Raw genomic sequence first — 20,430 nt, 5'->3', positions numbered from 1 at the left:
CTGGTAAAAAATACTGAAACTATTAAGATTAGAAGCATCTGCCTACTGAATACCCACTAATCTTTCCCAACCATGCCTCTGTCACGCATAGTAACGCTGATTGTTGGTCTGATCGTCATTTTGGGGCTAGCCCTATGGCTAATTGATTCCCTATCGCGCCTCTATTGGCAATTGTCCTATTCGCCGTTGCTAGGTAATTTGCTGCTGTTGCTGCTGATTCTCCTCATAGGAGCGTTGGTTGCTGCTTTTGTTTATTATGTATTGGTGATTCGATCTGGGGAAAAGCGATCGCGCCGCAACCCGAAGCGAGTGACTGCGGCGCAAATTCCCGCTGCTAAATCTGATGCTGCTTCTACAACTCTCCAAGCTGTGCGACAACAGGTAGCACAAATTCAAGATGAGGTAGCCCGCCAGGCTTTATTAAGTCGATCGCGAGAAATTGAAGCCAACTTAGCCCGGGGTGAAATTCAAGTAGTAGTATTTGGTACGGGAAGTGCTGGTAAAACTTCTCTAGTTAATGCGATTATGGGACGCATGGTTGGTCAGGTGGATGCACCTATGGGTACAACCCAGGTTGGAGAAACTTATTGTCTACGGTTGAAGGGATTAGAACGCAAGATTTTAATTACAGATACACCAGGGATTTTAGAAGCAGGGGTGGCGGGAACGGAACGGGAACAAATGGCGCGAGAACTGGCAACAGAAGCAGATTTACTGTTGTTTGTGGTAGATAATGACTTACGGCGCTCAGAATATGAGCCGCTGCGGGGGTTGGCAGAGATTGGTAAGCGATCGCTCCTGGTACTTAACAAAACTGATCTCTATACAGATGAAGATAAAGAAGCTATCCTCGCTAGGTTGCGTCAACGGGTACTGGGATTTATTGCAACTAATGATGTGGTGGCGATCGCTGCTAATCCCCAACCTGCACAACTAGAAACTGGCGAAACCTTTCAGCCGGAACCGGATATTGTTCCCTTATTGCGGCGCACGGCTGCTGTTTTACGGGCTGAGGGTGAAGATTTGGTAGCAGATAACATTCTTTTGCAATCTCTGCGATTGGGAGACGAGGCGCGAAAACTCATTGATGGCCAGCGTCGCCGTCAAGCTGACAAAATCGTAGAACGGTTTCAGTGGATTGGGGCTGGTGTAGTATCAGTCACGCCGATACCAGTGGTAGATTTGCTGGCGACAGCTGCTGTTAATGCTCAAATGGTTGTGGAAATTGGCAGAGTCTACGGCTGTGAATTGAATATGGAACGGGGACGAGAGTTAGCCCTTTCTTTAGCGAAAACGATCGCCAGTTTGGGCATTGTCAAGGGAGCAATTCAATTATTATCTACAGCTTTGCAGCTCAATGTTGCCACCTTTATTATTGGTAGGGCGATTCAAGGCGTGACAGCAGCTTATTTAACGCGAATTGCTGGTAAAAGTTTTATTGAATATTTTCGTCACGATCAAGATTGGGGTGATGGTGGAATGACAGAAGTTGTGCAGCGACAGTTTCAGATTAATCGCAGAGATGAATTTATCAAGGCTTTTATTCAAGAAGCGATCGCGCGAGTAGTGAAGCCGTTAACAGACAAATCTGAGGTGGTTGAGGAAGATACGGAAGCTAAGGGTTAGGATATTCTGAGCATAGGAGGGCAATATTTCTTTTTGGTAAATATACTATAGGGTTTCTCGTTTACGTGAGGTACACCCGTAGGGGCACGGCATTGCCCATTGGTGTCAACTTAAGCTTAAACACTCTATTTATCCTCGTTTTAGATCCCCCAACCCCCGATAAATTGGGGGCACTCGATTCCAGTTCCCCCTTAAAAAGGGGGGTTAGGGGGGATCTAAATCTAGGTGGTACATCGAAAAATTTTCACTCTTCTTATCAGACTAAGTTTTTACCTTAAGTTAACACGTATGGGTACTGCCCAGTGCCAGAACACAAAGGCATACCTTCAGCTAGGCAAACTTATGCCACAGTATACTAGCCTGCGGCAACGCAAAGCGTTGCTTGCTTCTTTGCAGCAGTACGCATCTAAAAAATCGCCCAAAAGCTTATGAGGTAAGCTTTTTTGCTTTTGATAGAATAATCTATCAAAACCTATCATTGAGAGAAAAAAGAGTTTATGCCATACAATTTGGAACCTCTGCCATATCCTACGGATGCCTTAGAACCCTACATTGATGCACGAACAATGGAGATTCATCATGATTTTCATCATGGTGGGTATGTTAACAACTTGAATACTGCGTTGGCATCGTATCCAGATTTACAGAGTAAAAACCTAGAGGAATTGATTCGTGAATTGAACACTTTGCCAGAAGCGGTTCGTAATGCAGTTCTCAATAATGGAGGAGGCCATTTTAATCACTCAGTATTTTGGACTCTGATGGCTCCCAATGCCGGAGGTGAACCCACAGGAGCCATTGCAGAAACCATCAACGAAACTTTTGGTAACTTTGAAAACTTCAAAACCCAGTTTAATGATGCTGGTGCCAAACAGTTTGGCAGTGGTTTTGTCTGGTTGGTTCGGACTGCTGGGGGTAAATTGGAGGTGACGAGTAGACCTAATCAAGATTGTCCTTGGTCTGAAGGTCATTATCCTAATCCTATTATGTGCAACGATGTTTGGGAACACGCTTATTACCTTACCTATCAAAATCGTCGTCCAGAGTATCTCAAACAGTGGTGGAATACAGTTAACTGGAACGAGGTGAACAACCGTTTAGCCATATCAACCAGTCTCTAATTAATCAAGTAATCCCAATTCTCAATAAAGGTGCGCTTTATTAGACCCCCCTGTAGTCTCACGCCAGATGCTAAAGAGCGGGAACGCTAAAAAAGATCCCCGACTTCTTTGAGAAGTCGGGGATCTGTAGCTTTAAATTTTCACAAATCAAATACGATCGCTATATGCGTAAATTTCATTACACTTATCAAAATTATCGAGTAGCCAAAATTGATAGAGTTATTTTTATTAGCTGCATCACAGTTTTAATCTATGCAATTGTCGGATTTGCCTTGGGGACCTTGAGAATTAATTTTGGATTATGGGGTTTAGGAATTCTCTTTTACCATTGGCATTTAGCAAATTTTGATAACTCAAACATCTATTACACTACTGAAAATAATTTTCAACAGAATCTGCTGATAGCCTTGACTTCAGGGTTGATGAGCAGTGCCATAACTATACTCATCCATGAAGTAAAATCCAACTTACCAGTTTCACAACCAATTGCCATTGGGTTAATAACTGCAATCAATTCTACTGTCATGATGGTATTAACAGTGAGACATTGGGGCAGGTTAAAGTTTATTATTTTCTCAACGGCATTGGCATGGCTAGGTCTATTGTTGGGGTGGACAGCACAATATCACTTGCCAAACACTTAAAATATTTTAAAATTGCGTTAATCTAGGTAGACAGTCAATAAAGGTCTATCCAGTTAGCATGGATGAATCTGCTACAGTTGAGCGGGTAAAAGTTAAAAATCAAATCCTTTATTTACTTAAAATCAAAGGACAACAGTCGGCAGCTGATTTAGCTCAACAGTTGCAAGTATCACCAATGGCAATTCGTCAACATTTACAAACTCTGCAAGATGAGCAATTAGTGACTTATACAGAAGAACGTCAAGCTGTAGGTCGTCCGCTAAAGCTGTGGTATTTGACAGATAAAGCCATGAATTTTTTCCCTAATCATCACACTGACTTGGTGGTGAATCTAATTGAGGGGGTAACTCAAGTATTTGGGATGGATGGGTTAGAGGCGTTAATTGCACAGCGCACCCAAACTCAAATTCAAAATTATTCAGCCAAAATGTCAGATAGTCTTTTATGGCAGGAACGAGTGGCTGTGCTTGCTTGCTTCCGGACTCAGGAAGGGTATATGGCAGAGGTGATTGAGGAGTCAGCGGATGAATTTCTGCTAGTGGAAAATCACTGTTCAATTTGTACTGCTGCTCAAAAGTGTCCTCAATTGTGCAGTTCAGAATTACAAGTCTTCACAAGGTTACTCGGTTCTACAGTTAACATTGAACGAGTCGAACATATTTTAAGTGGCGATCGCCGCTGCGCTTATCGTGTTTCTGGCTATGATCAAGCTATTGATTCCTAAGAAACACAAGGGTGTGAGGGTGTCACACAATGAGAGGATTTTAGATTTTAGATTTTAGATTGACCCCAACGCTCTCGTCAGTTGCTCACAGTTTAATTTTAGATTTTGGATTAAAGAATTATTCTCGCGTTTAAATTCTGGAGTTTAGACTAGTCAGGAGTGCAAAACTCAGAAAGCTTATTCTATGAAGCATATAAACCTTGGCTGAGGTTGCTGGAAATAGCTTAAATCCATATTCTCATTTTTTGAAAATTTAGTTTCGCACCGCGAACTAGTCTAAACTCCAGTGACAAATACTGTCAATGAATTACCTGCATCACCCGAACCAGAAAAACTGGGAATTAAAGAATTATTAATACAATTACAAACAGCTATCGAAGCTGAAGAAAATTTAACACCAAAAAATAAAGAGAAAGTGCTAAAACAAGTAAAAGCCTTAGCAGAAGCATCGCAAAATCCTAACGATGAAGAAAAACAAGATTTAGCTGATACAGCAATTACAACGTCCGAATTGGCGAGTCATACCTAAGTTTACTCCCGCTTCATCTACGAAGACCAAATCCTCCACAGATAACATGGTCATTTCTTGACGGTATTCTCTGCGTAAGTTTTGCACTCGTTCTGTTTGTCTTTCGCTAGCTTGAAATGTTTTTTTTTGCGGGTCAATCCCAAACGAGTCAATACACGACTAATAGTGGAGTTACTCAAGAGAACCTGAGTCTGTCCATACAGTTGTTCTCTCAACTCCTCTAAAGTGGCATCATTCTTGTGTTCTACGAGTTCTCCCAGAACTATTATGTTCTCTGGACTCAGTTTCAGACTTTGACCACCTCCATGACTCTTAGCTTCTAGCGTCCCCTTCTCTCTGTATTGTTTGAGCAGTTTATATATAAAACTTGGGGCAACTCTGAACCGCTCTGCCAACTTACGTTGAGATATAGATTCGCGTTCATAAGTTTCTGTAATTTTCCGCCGCAAATCTAATGAATATGCTTTCATTGGTGACAAATTTTACTTCTTTTATTTCTATAGTACATTTGATTGTCTCTCACTCAACTGAAAACCGCTATAGTATTGTTATTCTCAATGTAAGTATCAACTTGCTCAAAAATTTGCACTCTTTTGGCGTTGGGAAAGTTATATTTAGACTGCTGTTCTGGTATAGTTTTGATAATTTTATAGATTTCTTCTAATCTTGATTCTAATCTACCAAAATTCTGAATACTTGCTTTTGTATCGTTATCTAAATGAATAGATGGAGAACGATAGGTATATATAAAAGATTTTAAATATTCTAATCCGGGAAATACCGAATCTTCCATAATCACTACAGGGGGAAATAATGAAACTGGATTGTTATGGGTATAGATTTGCTTATATTTAACATCAATTACCCAAGAAACAAGGACAGCGCTTCTTTGCCAGTGAGAGATTTTTGTCTGCTTTTTAATAAACTCTATTAAATAACGAGGACATTCATCTTCAAACACCAAACCCAAAAGACCATTTGGCATTCTTGGGCCAGGTTTTAAACCAAAATCATAAGATACAATTTGCGTAATGTTGAAAAACTTATCACGTAGATCCACAATCTGCTTTTCGGTGAAGCCATCAGCTTTGGTAAAAGCAACTAAATCTACTGATAGGGGAGTTTCCTTCAAACCTATAAAGTTAAACTCTGCAAACTCTTCGTTTCGGGATAAGTCATAAACTTGTTTGTCACTAATCAAACGGGTTCGCAGTTCAGTAATGAAGCTCATTTGCTTGGTTCTGCTATGTTTGTCAGTTTCAACTGAACTTGACTTTTCTTTTTTTGTCAGTTCTTCTATAATCTTTTGCTGCAAATTATCAATTTCTAGCTGTTTGTCTACACCGACATTTTCACGAATAACTTCTAATAACGCACAAAGTGCAGGTTTACCAGGAGAGATGTCCCCGAAGGCAACTAACTCATTCACTAAACTGGGAATAAAATCATTTGTGGGTGTATTCAAAACTATGCGGTACAGCACTGGATTATCTGTCCCCAATGCCCTGATTAAATACCCCCCACGCTGACTTTCATTCTCCATCGGGGGTCTAAGCAAAGGTAATAATTTTTGCATTAACTTGCTACTTATTGCCATATAACTAGCTATTTTTCTATGAACCAATAGATTAAGTCCTGCAATTTTTAATCGGCGATTTTCTGTTAGTAAGCCTTCTAAATACGTTGTTGCGCTTTCCAAATCCCCGCGTGCAAAATACCCCATTCCATGACTGTAAGCCAACAAAGGCTCAAAGCCTGCTTTCACCAAAGGCTCCGCCAAATTCTCCACTAACGAAGCCAACCTCAAAACCTCCCCCATATCTTCCTGCTGGACTCTCTCACTCAATCTCTGCGCTAACTCTCGCGCTGCCTCATCCGGCTTAGTATACGCCAACGCTGTCCACTCATGAGCTTGTGCTAAATCCTGCGTATCTGCGTCATCATCCATCAATCGCTGCGCTACATAATCCAGCAAAAACTCCCCCAGATCGTCAAATCTTTCCTGCCCCGATTCCTCCTTCAATTCCCGCAACAACAAATTCCGGTCAGCAATATCCATTTCATACATTTCATAACCCACTTGCCGACACAACCGTGACAGCAACACATGAGCTACCGCAGTCCAAGGGGCTTCAGGGACAAAGTTTGCCCAAATTTGGTAGAGTAAATCGGGTGTAAGTACCAAAGGAAACGCCGCGTGACGAGCCAAGTTGCGGTGTGCTTCCCCAAACTGCTGGGCAAACCCTTCAACCCTTCTTTGGGCGATTCGTATTTCCCGCTCCTTGTTTGTGGTAGGCATCAAATAACCTCAACTGACTGCCATTGCAAATAACTCATTCCAAATAAAAGGCACAATTAAATATTATCCCGCAGCCAATTTCTAAAAGCTTGAATTGCTTGGCTGCTACCAACAACTTGACTTTGCTGGACATATTGATTTACTAGCTCAATTATTGGAATATCTGGAAAAGTAGGACTAAAATTTGACTCTACATATTTTCCATCTTGCAAGACGTTAATTTGTAAGCCTTGTTTTCCATATCGCCAAAGTTCTGGTACTCCCAAAATTTGGTAATTATCCAATTGCGTGCGAGAAGTTAAATCAATTTCTATGGCTAAGTCTGGGGGTGGGTCTACACTTAAATTTATGCGATTTTTACCAATAACTGCCGCTTGATTTTGAATGTAAAAACAAGTATCCGGTTCTACTCCCTGACTCATTTTTTCGTTTTTTAGGGTGGTTGAACCTAAAGCATCATAATTGATACTTAATTTATTCAGTAAAATTTTGACTATATCGCCAATAATTTCTTTGGCTTTTTCATGTTCAGGTAAGGGAACCATAATTTCTAAAAAACCATGACTATAGGAAATTCTAGCAGCGCGATGTTCTCCTAATTCCGCCAAAATATTTTCAAATTGCTGCCAGCTAACGTCCTCAAGTAACAGTTGCTGTCCCGGTTGAATCCTCAATTGTCTTAACTCTAAAAGCATAAAGATTCATCCAACTCTTTTACTACAATATATCGACCCCGCAACACACTAATTGCCGCATTCATCCCCTGCGGACTCATTTCAAACATCGGCACAAAACGGGCAATTTCCCCAGCAGTTGTTTGTCGCCAGCATTCACTCGGCATCGGATTGATCCAAGCATAATAACGCACCAACTGCTGTAACTGCTCAATCCACGCCTTAGTATTATCAACCCGTTCTTGGTCAAAATTCCCCCATGCTGCGCCAGCATCGCTAATAATTAATACCGCCGCTCGTTCGCCAATTTCCTCTAACACTTCAGAAACAGCTTTGGCATCAAGCATCGCCGGATGACGATACAAGTATTCATCCGGGTAGTCATGAAAATAAAATACATTAGTCGTTCTCAGCCGTCCTCCCCGTTCTGCCGTTTCCACCAACTGGCGCGATAAATCGTGAAACGGCACCATCGAGCCTTCCTGGTCAATTAGTAACACCAAATCAGTGCGATTTGTACGCGGAGGCATCAGTACAGGTTGTAATAAAATCCCCTCACGCCCAATTTTTGCCACCGGTGCTTCAATATCTAATTCTGTGGCTACTCCTTGGCGCACCGGACGACGCAGATAACGCCAGCATTGCTTCATTTGTCTTTTGGTAACAGGAAAATATTCTGTTAAAAACATATAACGGGGGCGTTTCATCTCCTTATCCCCGCGACTACTCCGCACAGCTTGGACTGCTTGCACTGGTTCTGGGATGATACCAGGCGTCTCTAAATCAGACGATTGGTCGTCAAGTAATGACTGCTCATTTATAGGTGAATTAGAAGTATCAGGTTTTGTGCTTTTGTCTTCTCGCTCTGGCTTTGGCGACCACATTTCCCTAAACAAACGTCGAATTAGACGATTTTCCTCCTCAGACTTTGCCCATAACATACAACAAAGCTGCTCTAATTCCTGTTGATCGCTAATTCCAAAACCTGCTTCTAAACTACGTACAACCACTAGATATTCTTCAACCCCCAACGATAAACCATGACGTTGACGCAAGCTGTTAAAAATATCCAGCAGTGGTAGTTCTTCAAGTTTCATACTTCAAATACCGCAGATGGTCTTCCCATTTCTTGAACAGAACTTCTGGAAAAGGTATTTCTCCCTCTAACTGCTTTAATACCTCATCTTCAGGAAATTGCCGCAACACCGCAAACCAATCCAACAACTCACTGGTGCTAACTTTTTTACCAGCTTTACCCTTCTCCATTTTCTGCCGCAGTTCGCTAAAACGCTTCACCGCAGCTTCCACCAAATCAGAGGAAGATTCCAAAAAGTGTGACTTGATAATATTAGCTAACTGTGGATAAGGAAACTGAATATAGTAAAACAAACACCGCCGCAGGAAAGCATCAGGTAAATCCTTTTCATCGTTGCTGGTAACGATGACAATAGGCGGGTAATTTGCTTTGACTTCTTCCCCCTTTTCTTCAATCGTAAACCTCTGTTCATCTAACTCTCGCAACAAATCATTGGGGAAGTCAATGTCAGCTTTATCAATTTCATCAATCAGCACTACAGTGCGTTGTTCCTTTTTAAACGCACGTCCCAAAGGCCCCAGTTTGATGTAATTGTCTAAATTCTCGACTTTGAAATTGCTAGCTTCCCCCATGCGAGCAAGTTGAGCATCATGTAAACGACCAACAGCATCGTAAGTGTAGAGTCCATCCCTAGCTCTGGTTGTAGACTTAATATACCAGGCTTCGTAGGGTAAACCCAACTCGTGAGCGATCGCCTGCGCTAAGGTGATTTTACCGCATCCCGGTTCACCTTTGAGCAATAGGGGACGTTTTTCCAGAAAAATAGCGAGATTAACAGCTTTAATGAGTTCGGATGATGGCAAGTAAGGAGAAAGCCCATACTGTTGGCACTCCTGGGGTGAAATTGGCTTGCCAGCATAATATTGCTTACCATTGGCGGTGAGTACACTTGCTAAATCAACCATTTCGCTAACTCTCCTTCCCAACTATGACCACAGTGGCAGCAAATTTCTTCATAAACAAATTCTGGGACACCGTTTTCTGTCTTCTCTAACAATATTTTGCCTGTTAACCCAGTAGGTATTCGCATACTCTCCATCGCCGTTACCATGTCAATCCAATCATCCAAAACATCTAACCCAAAGGGACTAACGGGTGGTAAGTGCAGAGGGATGCGGGGATACTCCGGTTCATCGAATTGCTTTGCCAACAGAACATTTGATTCACAAACACTGCCGCTATTATCTACCAGAAACATTAGTAAATGTGTATTCTGTTGAGTGGGAAGGGAATTTGCTTCAATTTGTGTCACCAGTGGTTCCCAAAATTCTTGCAGCCATGCCACTAAAACCTTTGGCGGCATATACCAAGCAACTGATAGTGTAAATAAAATAGCGGTACTGGATAGATAAAGACTATTTCCCAAATACCGCTACAATTTTGTGTTGATGTCGAGGAAACTTCCTAAAAACTCATGAATTAAACCATCAGACCAAAGTTGGTGCTTTTTCCATCTCTGCATTGTACTGACCAAGGCTGGCTGCTCCGTTTAACTTCGCTCGATGATAGAGTAATTTTTGTGCCTCAGATGTCTTGTCATCATTACCCCGCCAGTAATCTAAAGCTGGTTGCTGAATAGCGCGGGCATAGGAAAAGGTAACAGACCAAGGACACTGGGAAGCAAATTTAGCATTCATCACATTCAGATGTTCCGTTGAGCGTTCGTTACTCTGTCCACCGGAAAGGAAAGCAATTCCGGCAACAGTAACAGGTACATTATTGAGTAGGCATTGAATAGTCATTTCTGCTACCTGCTCTACACTCGCCGGATTCGGACAAGTCAAGCCAGAAATCACCATACTAGGTTTAAGTATCATCTGGTCAAACTCAACTCTAATTGCCAATTTGTAACACTTTTTCATTGGATACTCCTCTAAATTTGAACTGTTTAGGTAAAATCTACAAAACTTTTTCCTATATAATCACTGCTTTTCAAAGGACACGGTTGCTCCACAATAAGAGTAACTAAGTGTAGTGAAAAATTCGGTATTGAACTAGGGTTCTATTGGCACTGAAAATTATGTATTAAATCAAATAATGGTATTTTTAGCATATTTATATAAAAAATCCCAACATAAGTAGAAATACATAAGCCTCATGTAAACTTTACACAATTTTTATGGCTTCTTTCTTTTTTGCTCTTAAATTACGTCTAATCCCTTACAAAGAGACAAAAAATAGCTTTGAAATTTGAAATTTTTTATTAATCATATAAACAATCTCGTCATATTAAAAATTAATAAGTTGAGTAAAGTTTAGTAAATTAAAATACTATTTTTTTAAGCAAAAATACTTAAAAAATTAAACTTGTATTTAATGTATCAAAACTCTGGTTATTTATTTCTAAAGTATTCCGGAAACAGGAGGTAATGTCAGAAAAACTAAATAAAGGGACTTACTGAGTAACCAGGTCATGACCAGCCACATAATCGGTAAATTACTACAAGGGCGTTACCAAATTGTCCAAAGCCTAAGTGCAGGGGTGTTTGGACAAACATACATAGCTGTAGATGTAGATTATCCACAGAATCCCAGATGCGTTGTTAAACAGATTAAAGTTAGCAGTTCCGAATCTGGCTACTTGGAGATGCTGAGGTTACTGTTTCTAACTGAAACCCAAACCCTCAAGCTTCTGGGAAGCCATCACCAAATTCCTGAATTCATCGCCTGCTTTGAAGAAAACGAGCGATTTTATTTAGTGCAAGAGTGGATTGAAGGACATGCGCTGACTGCGGAATTGCCCATCGAGCAACAGTGGGGTTGTCTGTGGAGTGAAAGGGAAGTTGTAGAATTCCTGATAGATGTCTTAGGTATTCTGGAATTTGTTCACTCCCAAGGCGTGATCCATTGTGACATTAAACCGGAAAACTTGATTAGACGTACTAGCGATGCCTACGGCAAGGGCGAAACCCTACGCAAGTTAGTTTTGATTGACTTTGGCTCAATTCAGTCTATCGATTTTGGTATAGGTGCAGAATTGCCCATTTATCGGATTCCCGTCACCTCATTGGGATACATACCGCCAGAGCAATTTATTGGTCAAACACAGCCCAACAGTGATATTTATGCTTTGGGTATGATTGCCATCCAGGCTTTAACAGGGCTAGAACCACTACAATTAAAGGCTGATCCTTATACTAATGAAATTTTTTGGCGTTCTCAAAACACGCCAGTTAACGATTATCTAGCCGCTGTTCTCAGCCAAATGATCCGCTACGATTCTCAAAACCGCTTCCAGTCTGCGGGTGAGGTACTGCGGGTACTCAAACAAATAACATGGGATCAGCCACCAGAAATATTAGAAGTAGATGATCAATTTCCCCTAGAGGTAGCGATTGAAGATAATAATTCTCAAAATCTTACATCTGGGAAATTATCCCCGTTATTAACAGGAATGAAAGTCGGACTGGCGGCTAATTCTTTAGTGATGGGATTTGGTGTATATTCTTTAATTAATAATGCACCTGCATACTCAGAAACAGAAACTTTATCTCAAGCCACAAAAGAATATCAAGCAGGAGATTTGCAAGAGGCGATCGCACTTGTTAAATCAATTCCTTCCCACAGCAATGTTTATCCAGAAGCCCAAGCCACAGTTGAAGAATGGCAACAACAATGGCAAGTAGCTGCACAGCAATACCAAATAGCTCAAACAGCTTTTCATGAAAGCAGATGGTCAGATGTTATTCATGCTGTTGCTAAAATTCCAAATATTTTATATTGGCAATCTAAAACAGATAAATTAGTTCAGCAAGCATCCGTCAACATTGAAGTACAGACGCAAGATTTATTAGCAAAAGCTTACGAAAGTGCCCAGATAAAAGATTTTTCTACTGCATTACAATATCTGCGTCAAATTCCTCAAGAAAGTCGTGCAGGTGGTTTAGTTCAAGAAAAGCTGGCTGAGTACAATAAAAAGCGGCAGATTAGAGCAGCGTACTTTTTGCAGAACGCTTACAAAAAAGCATCTATTGGTGATTTTGATCTGGCGCTAAAATTTCTCCAAAATATTCCCAACGATACTCTAGTTTATGCTCAAGCTCAAGTCAAACTGAATGAGTATACTCAAAAGCAACGCCTGCTGGCTGACTCTCAAAAGGTAGCTTTTGCAAAAAGAACAAATTCATTTGCCTCTAAAAACTTAGCTACTAAGATTGAATATCTTCAGGGGGTAAATTACCTGCAAGAAGTGAATATTCGGTAGTTACAGCAATTTTTAGATGAATGGAGTTGTGACATACAGCAATTTTAAAATGCGAGTACGGGCACAATGTATTCATTAGTGTCAACTTCAGTTAAAACTCTTTTAAAACCTCGTTTCCAGCCAGAGGCTGGAAATGCACCTGATTGGGCTGCTGCCGCAAGTCTTGAGGCGGAGCCTCCCATTAGGCATTCCCAGTCAGAGACTGGGAACGAGAGAAACCCCCCAACCGCTCCCCGCTTCAAAGAGGGATTGGGGGAGAGGTTCTTTCAGGATTACTGAATTGGTGTTCTAGTACATAAAGAAGTGATATTTTTTTTATTTAGTTTGCAAATTCTAATTTATCGGATGGGTAGTTCAAGGATAAACTCTATGCCTTCACCTGGTTGGGAATGGTATGTGAGCTTGCCGTGATGATTATTAACCACAATTTGGTAAGCAATAGATAGACCAAGCCCTGTTCCTTTACCGACAGGTTTTGTTGTATAAAAGGCATCGAATATTTTTGTTTTTTCTGCTTTGTTTATACCTGAGCCATTGTCGGCAATTCTTAAAATAACTTGCTCTCCAATTACCTCAGTTTTAATTTTAATCACACCATGATATTGATAATCTGTACCCAGATATTTATTTTTATATATTTCTTCAATTGCATCGATTGCATTACAAAATAAATTCATAAAAACCTGATTAATTTCGCCAGCAAAACACTCAATAAGTGGTAAACTTCCATATTCTTTGATTAGTTGGATGGCTGGGTGATGAGCATTTTGTTTAAACCGATGTCCGAGAATCAGTAATGTACTTTCCAATCCTTCATGCAAGTTAGCTAGTTTCTTCCCATCTTCTCTGTGTCGCGAGAAGTTGTTCAAATATGACACAATTTCTGTAACGCGATCTGTACCAACTTGCATGGATTGAATAATTTTAGATAAATCATTTAACAAAAAGTTAAGATCGCTTTTTTGAATTGCAGTTTGAATTTCATCTGGTGGTTCGGGTAGATATTTTTGATAGAGATACAGTAAATTAACTACCTCATGTACATACTGTTCAACAAAATTTAAGTTGCCAGCTATAAAATTGATAGGATTATTAACTTCATGAGCAATTCCTGCTGTCAGTTGACCTAAAGCTGCTACCTTTTCTGCTTGAATTAGTTGAGTTTGAGTTTGTTGTAATTCGGCATTTTTAGCGCTCAAGGTTTTCGTTAAATTTCTCAGCTTTAGGTGATTTTCGATCCGCACCAAGACTTCTTCATGCTGAAAAGGTTTGGTAATGTAGTCTACGGCTCCCAATTGCAAACCTTTGACTTTATCAGCAGTTTCTGAGAGGGCTGTCATAAAAATGACTGGAATATCTTGGACACGAGGATTACTTTTTAGCTGTTTACAGGTTTCAAAACCATCTATACCCGGCATCATCACATCCAGCAAGATTAAATCAGGTAAATCATCATTTTCTAATCGCTGAAGGGCTTTTTCACCGCTGCGTGCTGCCCAAACTTCAAAGCTAGACTGATCCAGAAAGCTGGATAAAACTTGTAAATTGGCAGGGTTATCATCAACGACTAAAACAACTCCCCTAGAAGGAGCGTAATTGATAGAATTATTTTGGTCTCCAATAGTCGTTTTCATACTGTTTCCACTGCATATTGACTCAAGAAACTGAGGATTAAATCTTCATCAAATTGCCTTGCTAGCTGTCGTAGTTCGTTAGCAAATGGCGCGAAGGTTGTGTCTATTTCCTCAAGTTGATCAGTCCACTTGAGAATGGCATTGAAGTTACCTTTACTGGCTAAGGTGACTAGTTCCTGCAACACTTTGGGGGAAGGAGGGGTTAATTGAGCAGATTGGCTATTTGCTGTCGTTGCTTCTTTGGCTTTTTCTCCATCAGGCTGAGATTGCTTGTAAATCCATACCAAATTTAAGTAGCGTTCTAATTGATGCAATAATTCATTTACCTGTATAGGTTTGCTGAGAAAGGCGTTACCTCCAGCTTGCAAGCTGCGATGTTGGTCGGCTTCAAAAACACTAGCGGAAGAGACGATAATCAAGACATCCTGAATTTCTGGAGTGTGACGCAAGTGTTTAATTAATTCAAACCCATCCATTTCTGGCATCAGTAAATCTGTGATGATTAAGTCTGGCTTGAGGGCGATCGCTTTTTCTAAACCATCTTTACCGTTGCTGGCTTCAACTACATTAAAACCCAGTGGTTGCAGTAAGTTTGTAATCACTGTGCGATTCTCCCAGCGATCGTCAACCATCAGGATGGTGTAGGGGCTACCCTCAAAGCCAATGATTTGTTTCTCTGATGCAGCGATCGCAGATTGTACCCAGTCAGTCGCTTCGGGAATCTCCAATTCAAACCAGAAGCTACTCCCCTGACCGATCTGACTCTTAACATGGATATCGCTACCCATCATCTGTACTAACTGCTGAGTGATAGCTAAACCCAGCCCTGTGCCTTCGGCTTGGCGCTTTTTCTCACCTACTTGTTCAAATGGCAAGAAAATTTTGCTCAATTCTATGGGACTTATGCCAATTCCCGTGTCTTCTACAGTACAGCGAAGGCGATGTTTTACTGTCTGCCCATCATTGGGAGGTTGATCGATTACTTCAATATTGAAAGTAACCTGACCTTCATCTGTAAATTTGATGGCATTTCCCAGCAGATTCAATAGCACCTGACGTAATCTTTTGATATCAACATGAACCCCTGTAGGCAAGTTGATCGCGGGTTCATAGACAAACAAAATGCCCTTTTCTTTTGTCCGAATCTGGCATATTTCGACAAGTCCTTGGAGAAAAGATGGGAAATGCACATCATGGGGATACAGTTCTAGCTTTTTCGCTTCAATTTTGGAGAGATCCAAAATGTCATTAATTAAAGTCAGCAGATGAGAGCCGCATTGTTCAATAATATTGACGTGATATTGCTCTTGATTAGGTAAAGCTGGGGAACGCAGCAAAATTTGGGCACAACCAAGAATGCCATTCAAGGGCGTTCGCAGTTCATGACTCATGTTGGCTAAAAATTCGCTTTTAGCATGGTTGGCTGTATCAGATGCAGCTTTAGACTTTTTCAGTTCAGCTTGTTCAAATGCTTGCACCTGCCACAAGACAGTAATCATAGTGAGTGTCAGTCCACCGACAATTAAGGCAATCAAATCGAGGAATTGCAATCGAGATTCGATATTTTGGCGGGGAATCACCAAAGCCACAGACCAATTAGCGGCTTGCAACGGCAGATAAGCTACATACTTTTTAGTGCCGTCAATTTCCATCAACTCAATTCCCTGTTGTTTGTTTACCATCCGCTGGGCGATCGCATTTAAATTGCGATCGCCCATTTTCAGCAGGCTGGGTGCAGGTTTTTCTACGGTTGACATTAACACCGAGTTAGGATGGACGATCGCTTGTCCTTGGGAATTGAGGGCAAAAGCATAGCTATTGGTGTCATAGTGCAGGGAGTTGACAACCTCTGCAATGTGATCGACTCTCACATTGCCCTGGAAGGCCCCAATCGGTGAACTACTGCTAGCAGAATTTGACCAGATCGGGGTGGAGATCGCAATTAAAGGAATTCCTGTAGAACGGCTAATGAAGGGGTCAGAAATGTTGCTCTTTCCTGAAATTGCTTTTTGAAAGTAGTCTCGATCCTGAATATTTTTATTTGATCGACCAACTTGTGTATTGGAATATGAACCATCTGGATTAGCTATTTGGAAAAGGAAAAATTCATTGATCCGCTTAACTTCTGCCTTTAAATAGGGGTCTGCCGCAGACCAATTTAAGGAGCGGACAGTTGAAGTATTAGCTAGGGTTTCTACCTCCACTTGGCGAAGGTATAACCACTGATCAATTTTAGCAACCCCTCTCTGTACCTCTACAAAAGCGCTCTGTCTCAAATCTTTGAGCATCATATTTCTAGCAGCTTGATAGCTGAAATAAGCAGAAATACTGACTACAAGGGTAGTGCCGCCAAGAATAAATCGAATCAGTAAATTTCGTGAGGGATGATTTCCTTTGTCAGATAATGATAGGCTGGAGTTTTGTTGTATCAAGGGTTAGCTCCTTAATCACATAGTTCGGTAATAAAAAATTCGAGGTTATCTTTAGATTGCCCAAGAAATTACCGATGCTCACAGCTTTTGGTAAAATAAACAATAAATTTATAGTAATGCCACAAATTATAAGTTTTGATCTCAAAATATTCTTGAGAATCAACTAAAATTCCAATTATTAGCTATCAAAAGTGTACTTAACAATTCGTAATTAGGAATTGTTAATGTACTAGGGCAGCGTTTGCGGTGAATTTGTAGGATTAGGAACTGGAATAATTGGTACGATTATAGGTTTTGGTTTCTCGCCTTGCAGTTGAATTTGGGCTTGATTGCGGGCGTCTATTGCTTGTTGGTAATTAGGCTTGTATTTTATTGCTTGATCGTAAGATGCGATCGCATCTTGATACCGTTTCAAATTTAATAGAGCATTACCTCTGCTATACCAGCTTTCAGAATGGTCTGGTTTATAACGAACTGCCTTATTATAAGATGCGATCGCATCTGCGTATTTCTGCAAACTGTATTGTGAATTCCCCAGATTATACCATAGTTGATAATCGTTTCTCTTAAGTGTTGCTGCTTTATTATAAGATTTTATTGCTTCTTCATAGCGTTGGGTTTGATGCAGCGACCAGCCCAGATTATACCATGCTTGATAGTTACCAGGATTGTATTTAATTACTTGATTAAAAGATTCGATTGCTTCTGGATAACGTTGTAAATTCATGAGGATATTACTTCTCGCCAACCAGGCTTGATAATAATTTGGTTGGTATTGCACTGCTTTATCATAAACTGTGAACGCATCTCTGTAGCGTCGCAACTTGACTAGCGCGTTTCCCCAATTATACCAAGCTTGCTCGTAGTCTGGTTTGAAATCAACGACTTTTTCATAGGCTGCGATCGCTTGCTCATATTGTTGAGAATTTTGTAAGGCTAATCCTTTTTTATACCAAGCTTCGTAATTATCTGGTTTGAGTTCAATCGCTTTTTCATAAGATTTAATTGCTTGGTCATATTGATTTAAGTTACTAAAAGCTTCACCCTTAGCATTCCAAACTTCCGAATTTTTATCATTTAATTGTAAAGCTTTGTCAAAAGAGGCGATCGCTTCTTGATATCGCTGTAAACTTCCCAATACAAAGCCTCGTCCGCTCCAAGCTTCAAAATAATCTGGCTGAATTTGAATTGCTTTATCATATGCAGCTAATGCTTCTTTATCTTTTTTTAATTTATACAGCGTTTTCCCTTGACCATTCCATCCTTGAGCATAATCTGGTCTAATATTAATGGCTTTTTCATATACTTCTAATGCGTCTTGATAGCGTTGCAAATCAAAAAATGTATTTCCTTGCTTAGATAATTCTATGGCGTTATTTGAATTAATGTAATTAAAAATAAATATTGATGCTACTCCACTGACCCCAATAAAAAATATTGCTAGTAAAATTTTAACTAATATCCCTTTTTTCGGTTGGGGTTTGGTTATATTATTTGGTGCAGAAATAGGAGTTAACGCTATTGTCTGAGCAGGTGGTTGGGTTAACTCTTTCAACGCTTGTAATGCTACCGTTGCCGAAGGATAGCGTTGCCGAAAGTCATAGCAGACCATTTTATCTAAGAATTGAGCGAATTCTGGCGTTACCGTGGCTTGATTGTGCCAGATGATTTCATTAGTATCAGCATCTTTTACTATTTCCTCTGGTGATAATCCAGTCAAAGCTTGAATAGCAATTATTCCCGCAGCATAAATATCACTGCTTAATTTTGGCGTACCATGAGCTTGTTCACTAGGAATATATCCAGGCGTACCTATAGCAACGGTACCTCTAGTTGAGCCTTCAGGATTAATCACCTGGGTAGTAATTTGTTTAACTGCACCAAAATCAATTAAGATTAATTTGCCATCCTGGTGGCGTCTGAGGATATTTCCGGGATTAACATCACGGTGAATTACATTCTGTTGATGGACAAATTCTAAGATTGTCAAAATTTCTTGTAAAAGTGAAATTACTTGGTCTTGAGTTAAAGTTTTACCTGGTATTAATTCTTGACTCAAGTCGTGGCCTTCGATCAATTCCTGTACGAGATAGAATTCGGCATTCTCCTCAAAGTAAGCTAAAAGTTGGGGAATGCGATCGTGAGTTCCTAATTTATATAGAACTTGTGCTTCTGTATCAAATAAACGCCTAGCTGTCTCCAAAGTTACTGGATCAGTTGCCTGAAGCTTAAGTTTCTTAACGACACATTGAGGTGATCCGGGTAATTGAGTATCATAAGCCACAAATGTTTCACCAAAACCCCCTCCTCCCAAGTTACTAATAATTTGGTATCTTCCAACAAGTGTGTTTCCCAGCATCTCGTTTGCCTAGTTAAGTGCGATGCGATCTGATTTCAATCTTGCCACAGGTTAAGCAGAAGTGACGGAGTGGGGAGTGGGGAGTGGGGAGTGGGGAGTGGGGAGTAGGGAGCAGATAGGGAACCGCTTGGATCATGACTTGTTTGGTGTTTCTTAATTACGAATTACGTTAGCGAGTCTTTGAGCGTCATTACGAATTAATATGATTCCTATTAGTGATAATATTCGTTGTCGAAGTAAACCGATTATTAATTACTGGCTGATTGGCATTAATATTGCCATATTTTTATGGGAACTTAAACTAGAATTTAGTGATGAATTGGGCTATTTTGTAAATAGTTGGGGGGTGATTCCAGCCCAAATTAGTAGCGCAATTACAAATGCACTCTTTTTCAACAACTCTGCTGCTTGGATAATTGTAATTTGGCAAACATTATCACTACTTTTGGGAATATTTATACATGGCAGTTTTAGTCAAATATTGGGAAATCTGTTATTTTTGTGGGTTTTTGGGAAGACTGTCGAAAATATTCTGGGACATAGACGCTATATAGGATTTTATCTGGCTGCTGGGGTGATCACAGGGATAGTCCAAATTCTGGCTGAACCGAGTTTGACAGTACCATTGATTGGGGCAAATGGCGCGATCGCAGCTGTTTTAGGAGCATATGTCATGAAATTTCCTAAAGCTAAAATTGACACAATTTTGCCGCTAATAATCTTGTATATTCCCATTGAAATTTCAGCCTTTTTCTATATATTTTGGTGGTTTGTGCAACAGTTATTTTATGGTATAGGCAGTTTAAATATTCCCCCTGTTGGCGTAAATCAATCAGGTGTTGTCTTCTGGGGGCAAGTTGTAGGATTATTGATTGGTGCAGCTTTCATGCGATTGAAAAGATGAGTGATTACTAAATCACTCCTGGATGCCAAGCGTCTTGTCGTTAGACATCGCTCTGAATATCAGAAAATGTCTTTTGGCTATAATTTCTATGTATAGCAGTCGCCAAGGCGGTTAGGACGCAAAATGTAGGACATGCTCAATGGCATCTCGTAAACAATCAAACTGCTCTAGTTTTTTGCGGATT

General features: G+C 40.4%; 17 protein-coding genes. 7 read left to right on the top strand and 10 right to left on the bottom strand.

The window, feature by feature from the left end; genetic code table 11:
* Positions 1-72: 72 nt before the first annotated feature.
* The 5 genes from V7K49_RS00595 to V7K49_RS00575 all read left to right on the top strand — a co-directional run bounded on the left by V7K49_RS00595 (position 73) and on the right by V7K49_RS00575 (position 4,644).
* Entirely contained in the window at positions 73-1,626 is a 1,554-nt protein-coding gene (locus V7K49_RS00595; protein WP_334873878.1) for a YcjF family protein, read from the top strand.
* Between the two features lie 497 nt (positions 1,627-2,123).
* A complete protein-coding gene (locus V7K49_RS00590) occupies positions 2,124-2,747 on the top strand; it encodes a superoxide dismutase (protein WP_334873879.1) in 624 nt (207 codons plus the stop codon).
* 164 nt (positions 2,748-2,911) lie between these two features.
* On the top strand, positions 2,912-3,391 hold the full coding sequence (locus tag V7K49_RS00585; protein WP_334873881.1) for a hypothetical protein: 480 nt from the start codon (positions 2,912-2,914) through the stop codon (positions 3,389-3,391).
* A 58-nt stretch (positions 3,392-3,449) separates the two neighbouring features.
* Complete coding sequence (locus V7K49_RS00580) at positions 3,450-4,115, top strand: helix-turn-helix transcriptional regulator (RefSeq protein ID WP_335204100.1); 666 nt, start codon at positions 3,450-3,452, stop codon at positions 4,113-4,115.
* Positions 4,116-4,401: 286 nt separating this feature from the next.
* Positions 4,402-4,644: a hypothetical protein gene (locus V7K49_RS00575; RefSeq protein ID WP_334873885.1), complete on the top strand. Its 243-nt coding sequence runs from the start codon at positions 4,402-4,404 to the stop codon at positions 4,642-4,644.
* Positions 4,645-4,694: 50 nt separating this feature from the next.
* Here V7K49_RS00575 and V7K49_RS00570 read toward each other — a convergent pair whose 3' ends face one another.
* The 7 genes from V7K49_RS00570 to V7K49_RS00540 form a co-directional block, all read right to left on the bottom strand.
* Positions 4,695-5,114 carry a helix-turn-helix domain-containing protein gene (locus V7K49_RS00570; RefSeq protein ID WP_335204099.1) on the bottom strand — a complete coding sequence of 140 codons (420 nt, stop codon included), beginning with the start codon at positions 5,112-5,114 and terminating at the stop codon, positions 4,695-4,697.
* A 53-nt stretch (positions 5,115-5,167) separates the two neighbouring features.
* Entirely contained in the window at positions 5,168-6,943 is a 1,776-nt protein-coding gene (locus V7K49_RS00565) for a hypothetical protein (protein WP_335204098.1), read from the bottom strand.
* Between the two features lie 56 nt (positions 6,944-6,999).
* Positions 7,000-7,638 carry a Uma2 family endonuclease gene (locus V7K49_RS00560; RefSeq protein ID WP_334871206.1) on the bottom strand — a complete coding sequence of 213 codons (639 nt, stop codon included), beginning with the start codon at positions 7,636-7,638 and terminating at the stop codon, positions 7,000-7,002.
* Entirely contained in the window at positions 7,629-8,714 is a 1,086-nt protein-coding gene (locus V7K49_RS00555; protein ID WP_335204097.1) for a hypothetical protein, read from the bottom strand. The genes V7K49_RS00560 and V7K49_RS00555 overlap by 10 nt, the downstream gene beginning before the upstream one ends.
* Entirely contained in the window at positions 8,704-9,618 is a 915-nt protein-coding gene (locus tag V7K49_RS00550; protein ID WP_335204096.1) for an AAA family ATPase, read from the bottom strand. The genes V7K49_RS00555 and V7K49_RS00550 overlap by 11 nt, the downstream gene beginning before the upstream one ends.
* Complete coding sequence (locus V7K49_RS00545) at positions 9,606-10,016, bottom strand: hypothetical protein (protein ID WP_335204095.1); 411 nt, start codon at positions 10,014-10,016, stop codon at positions 9,606-9,608. The genes V7K49_RS00550 and V7K49_RS00545 overlap by 13 nt, the downstream gene beginning before the upstream one ends.
* Before the next feature lie 124 nt (positions 10,017-10,140).
* Positions 10,141-10,575, bottom strand: a complete 435-nt coding sequence (locus tag V7K49_RS00540) for a class I fructose-bisphosphate aldolase (RefSeq protein WP_335204094.1) — start codon at positions 10,573-10,575, stop codon at positions 10,141-10,143.
* A gap of 551 nt (positions 10,576-11,126) precedes the next feature.
* Between V7K49_RS00540 and V7K49_RS00535 the strand changes: the two genes are divergently transcribed.
* Positions 11,127-12,917 (top strand): serine/threonine-protein kinase, encoded by a 1,791-nt coding sequence (locus tag V7K49_RS00535; RefSeq protein ID WP_335204093.1) that lies wholly within the window; start codon positions 11,127-11,129, stop codon positions 12,915-12,917.
* A gap of 338 nt (positions 12,918-13,255) precedes the next feature.
* Here the strand turns inward: V7K49_RS00535 and V7K49_RS00530 are convergent, their stop codons facing one another.
* The 3 genes from V7K49_RS00530 to V7K49_RS00520 form a co-directional block, all read right to left on the bottom strand.
* Positions 13,256-14,551: a hybrid sensor histidine kinase/response regulator gene (locus V7K49_RS00530; protein WP_335204092.1), complete on the bottom strand. Its 1,296-nt coding sequence runs from the start codon at positions 14,549-14,551 to the stop codon at positions 13,256-13,258.
* Positions 14,548-16,983: a hybrid sensor histidine kinase/response regulator gene (locus tag V7K49_RS00525; RefSeq protein WP_335204091.1), complete on the bottom strand. Its 2,436-nt coding sequence runs from the start codon at positions 16,981-16,983 to the stop codon at positions 14,548-14,550. Before V7K49_RS00525 ends, V7K49_RS00530 begins: the two co-directional genes overlap by 4 nt.
* Before the next feature lie 229 nt (positions 16,984-17,212).
* The gene (locus V7K49_RS00520) at positions 17,213-19,342 is read right to left on the bottom strand and encodes a tetratricopeptide repeat protein (RefSeq protein WP_335204089.1); all 2,130 of its coding nucleotides are present in this window, start codon (positions 19,340-19,342) and stop codon (positions 17,213-17,215) included.
* A 202-nt stretch (positions 19,343-19,544) separates the two neighbouring features.
* Here V7K49_RS00520 and V7K49_RS00515 point away from each other — a divergent pair, with 202 nt between their 5' ends.
* Positions 19,545-20,246 (top strand): rhomboid family intramembrane serine protease, encoded by a 702-nt coding sequence (locus tag V7K49_RS00515; RefSeq protein WP_335204088.1) that lies wholly within the window; start codon positions 19,545-19,547, stop codon positions 20,244-20,246.
* Positions 20,247-20,430 lie beyond the last annotated feature (184 nt).

This window comes from Nostoc sp., from assembly GCF_036919675.1.
GTDB lineage: Bacteria > Cyanobacteriota > Cyanobacteriia > Cyanobacteriales > Nostocaceae > Nostoc.
Note: the sequence above shows the minus strand (reverse complement) of the source record. Positions and strands in the feature narration are given on the sequence as shown.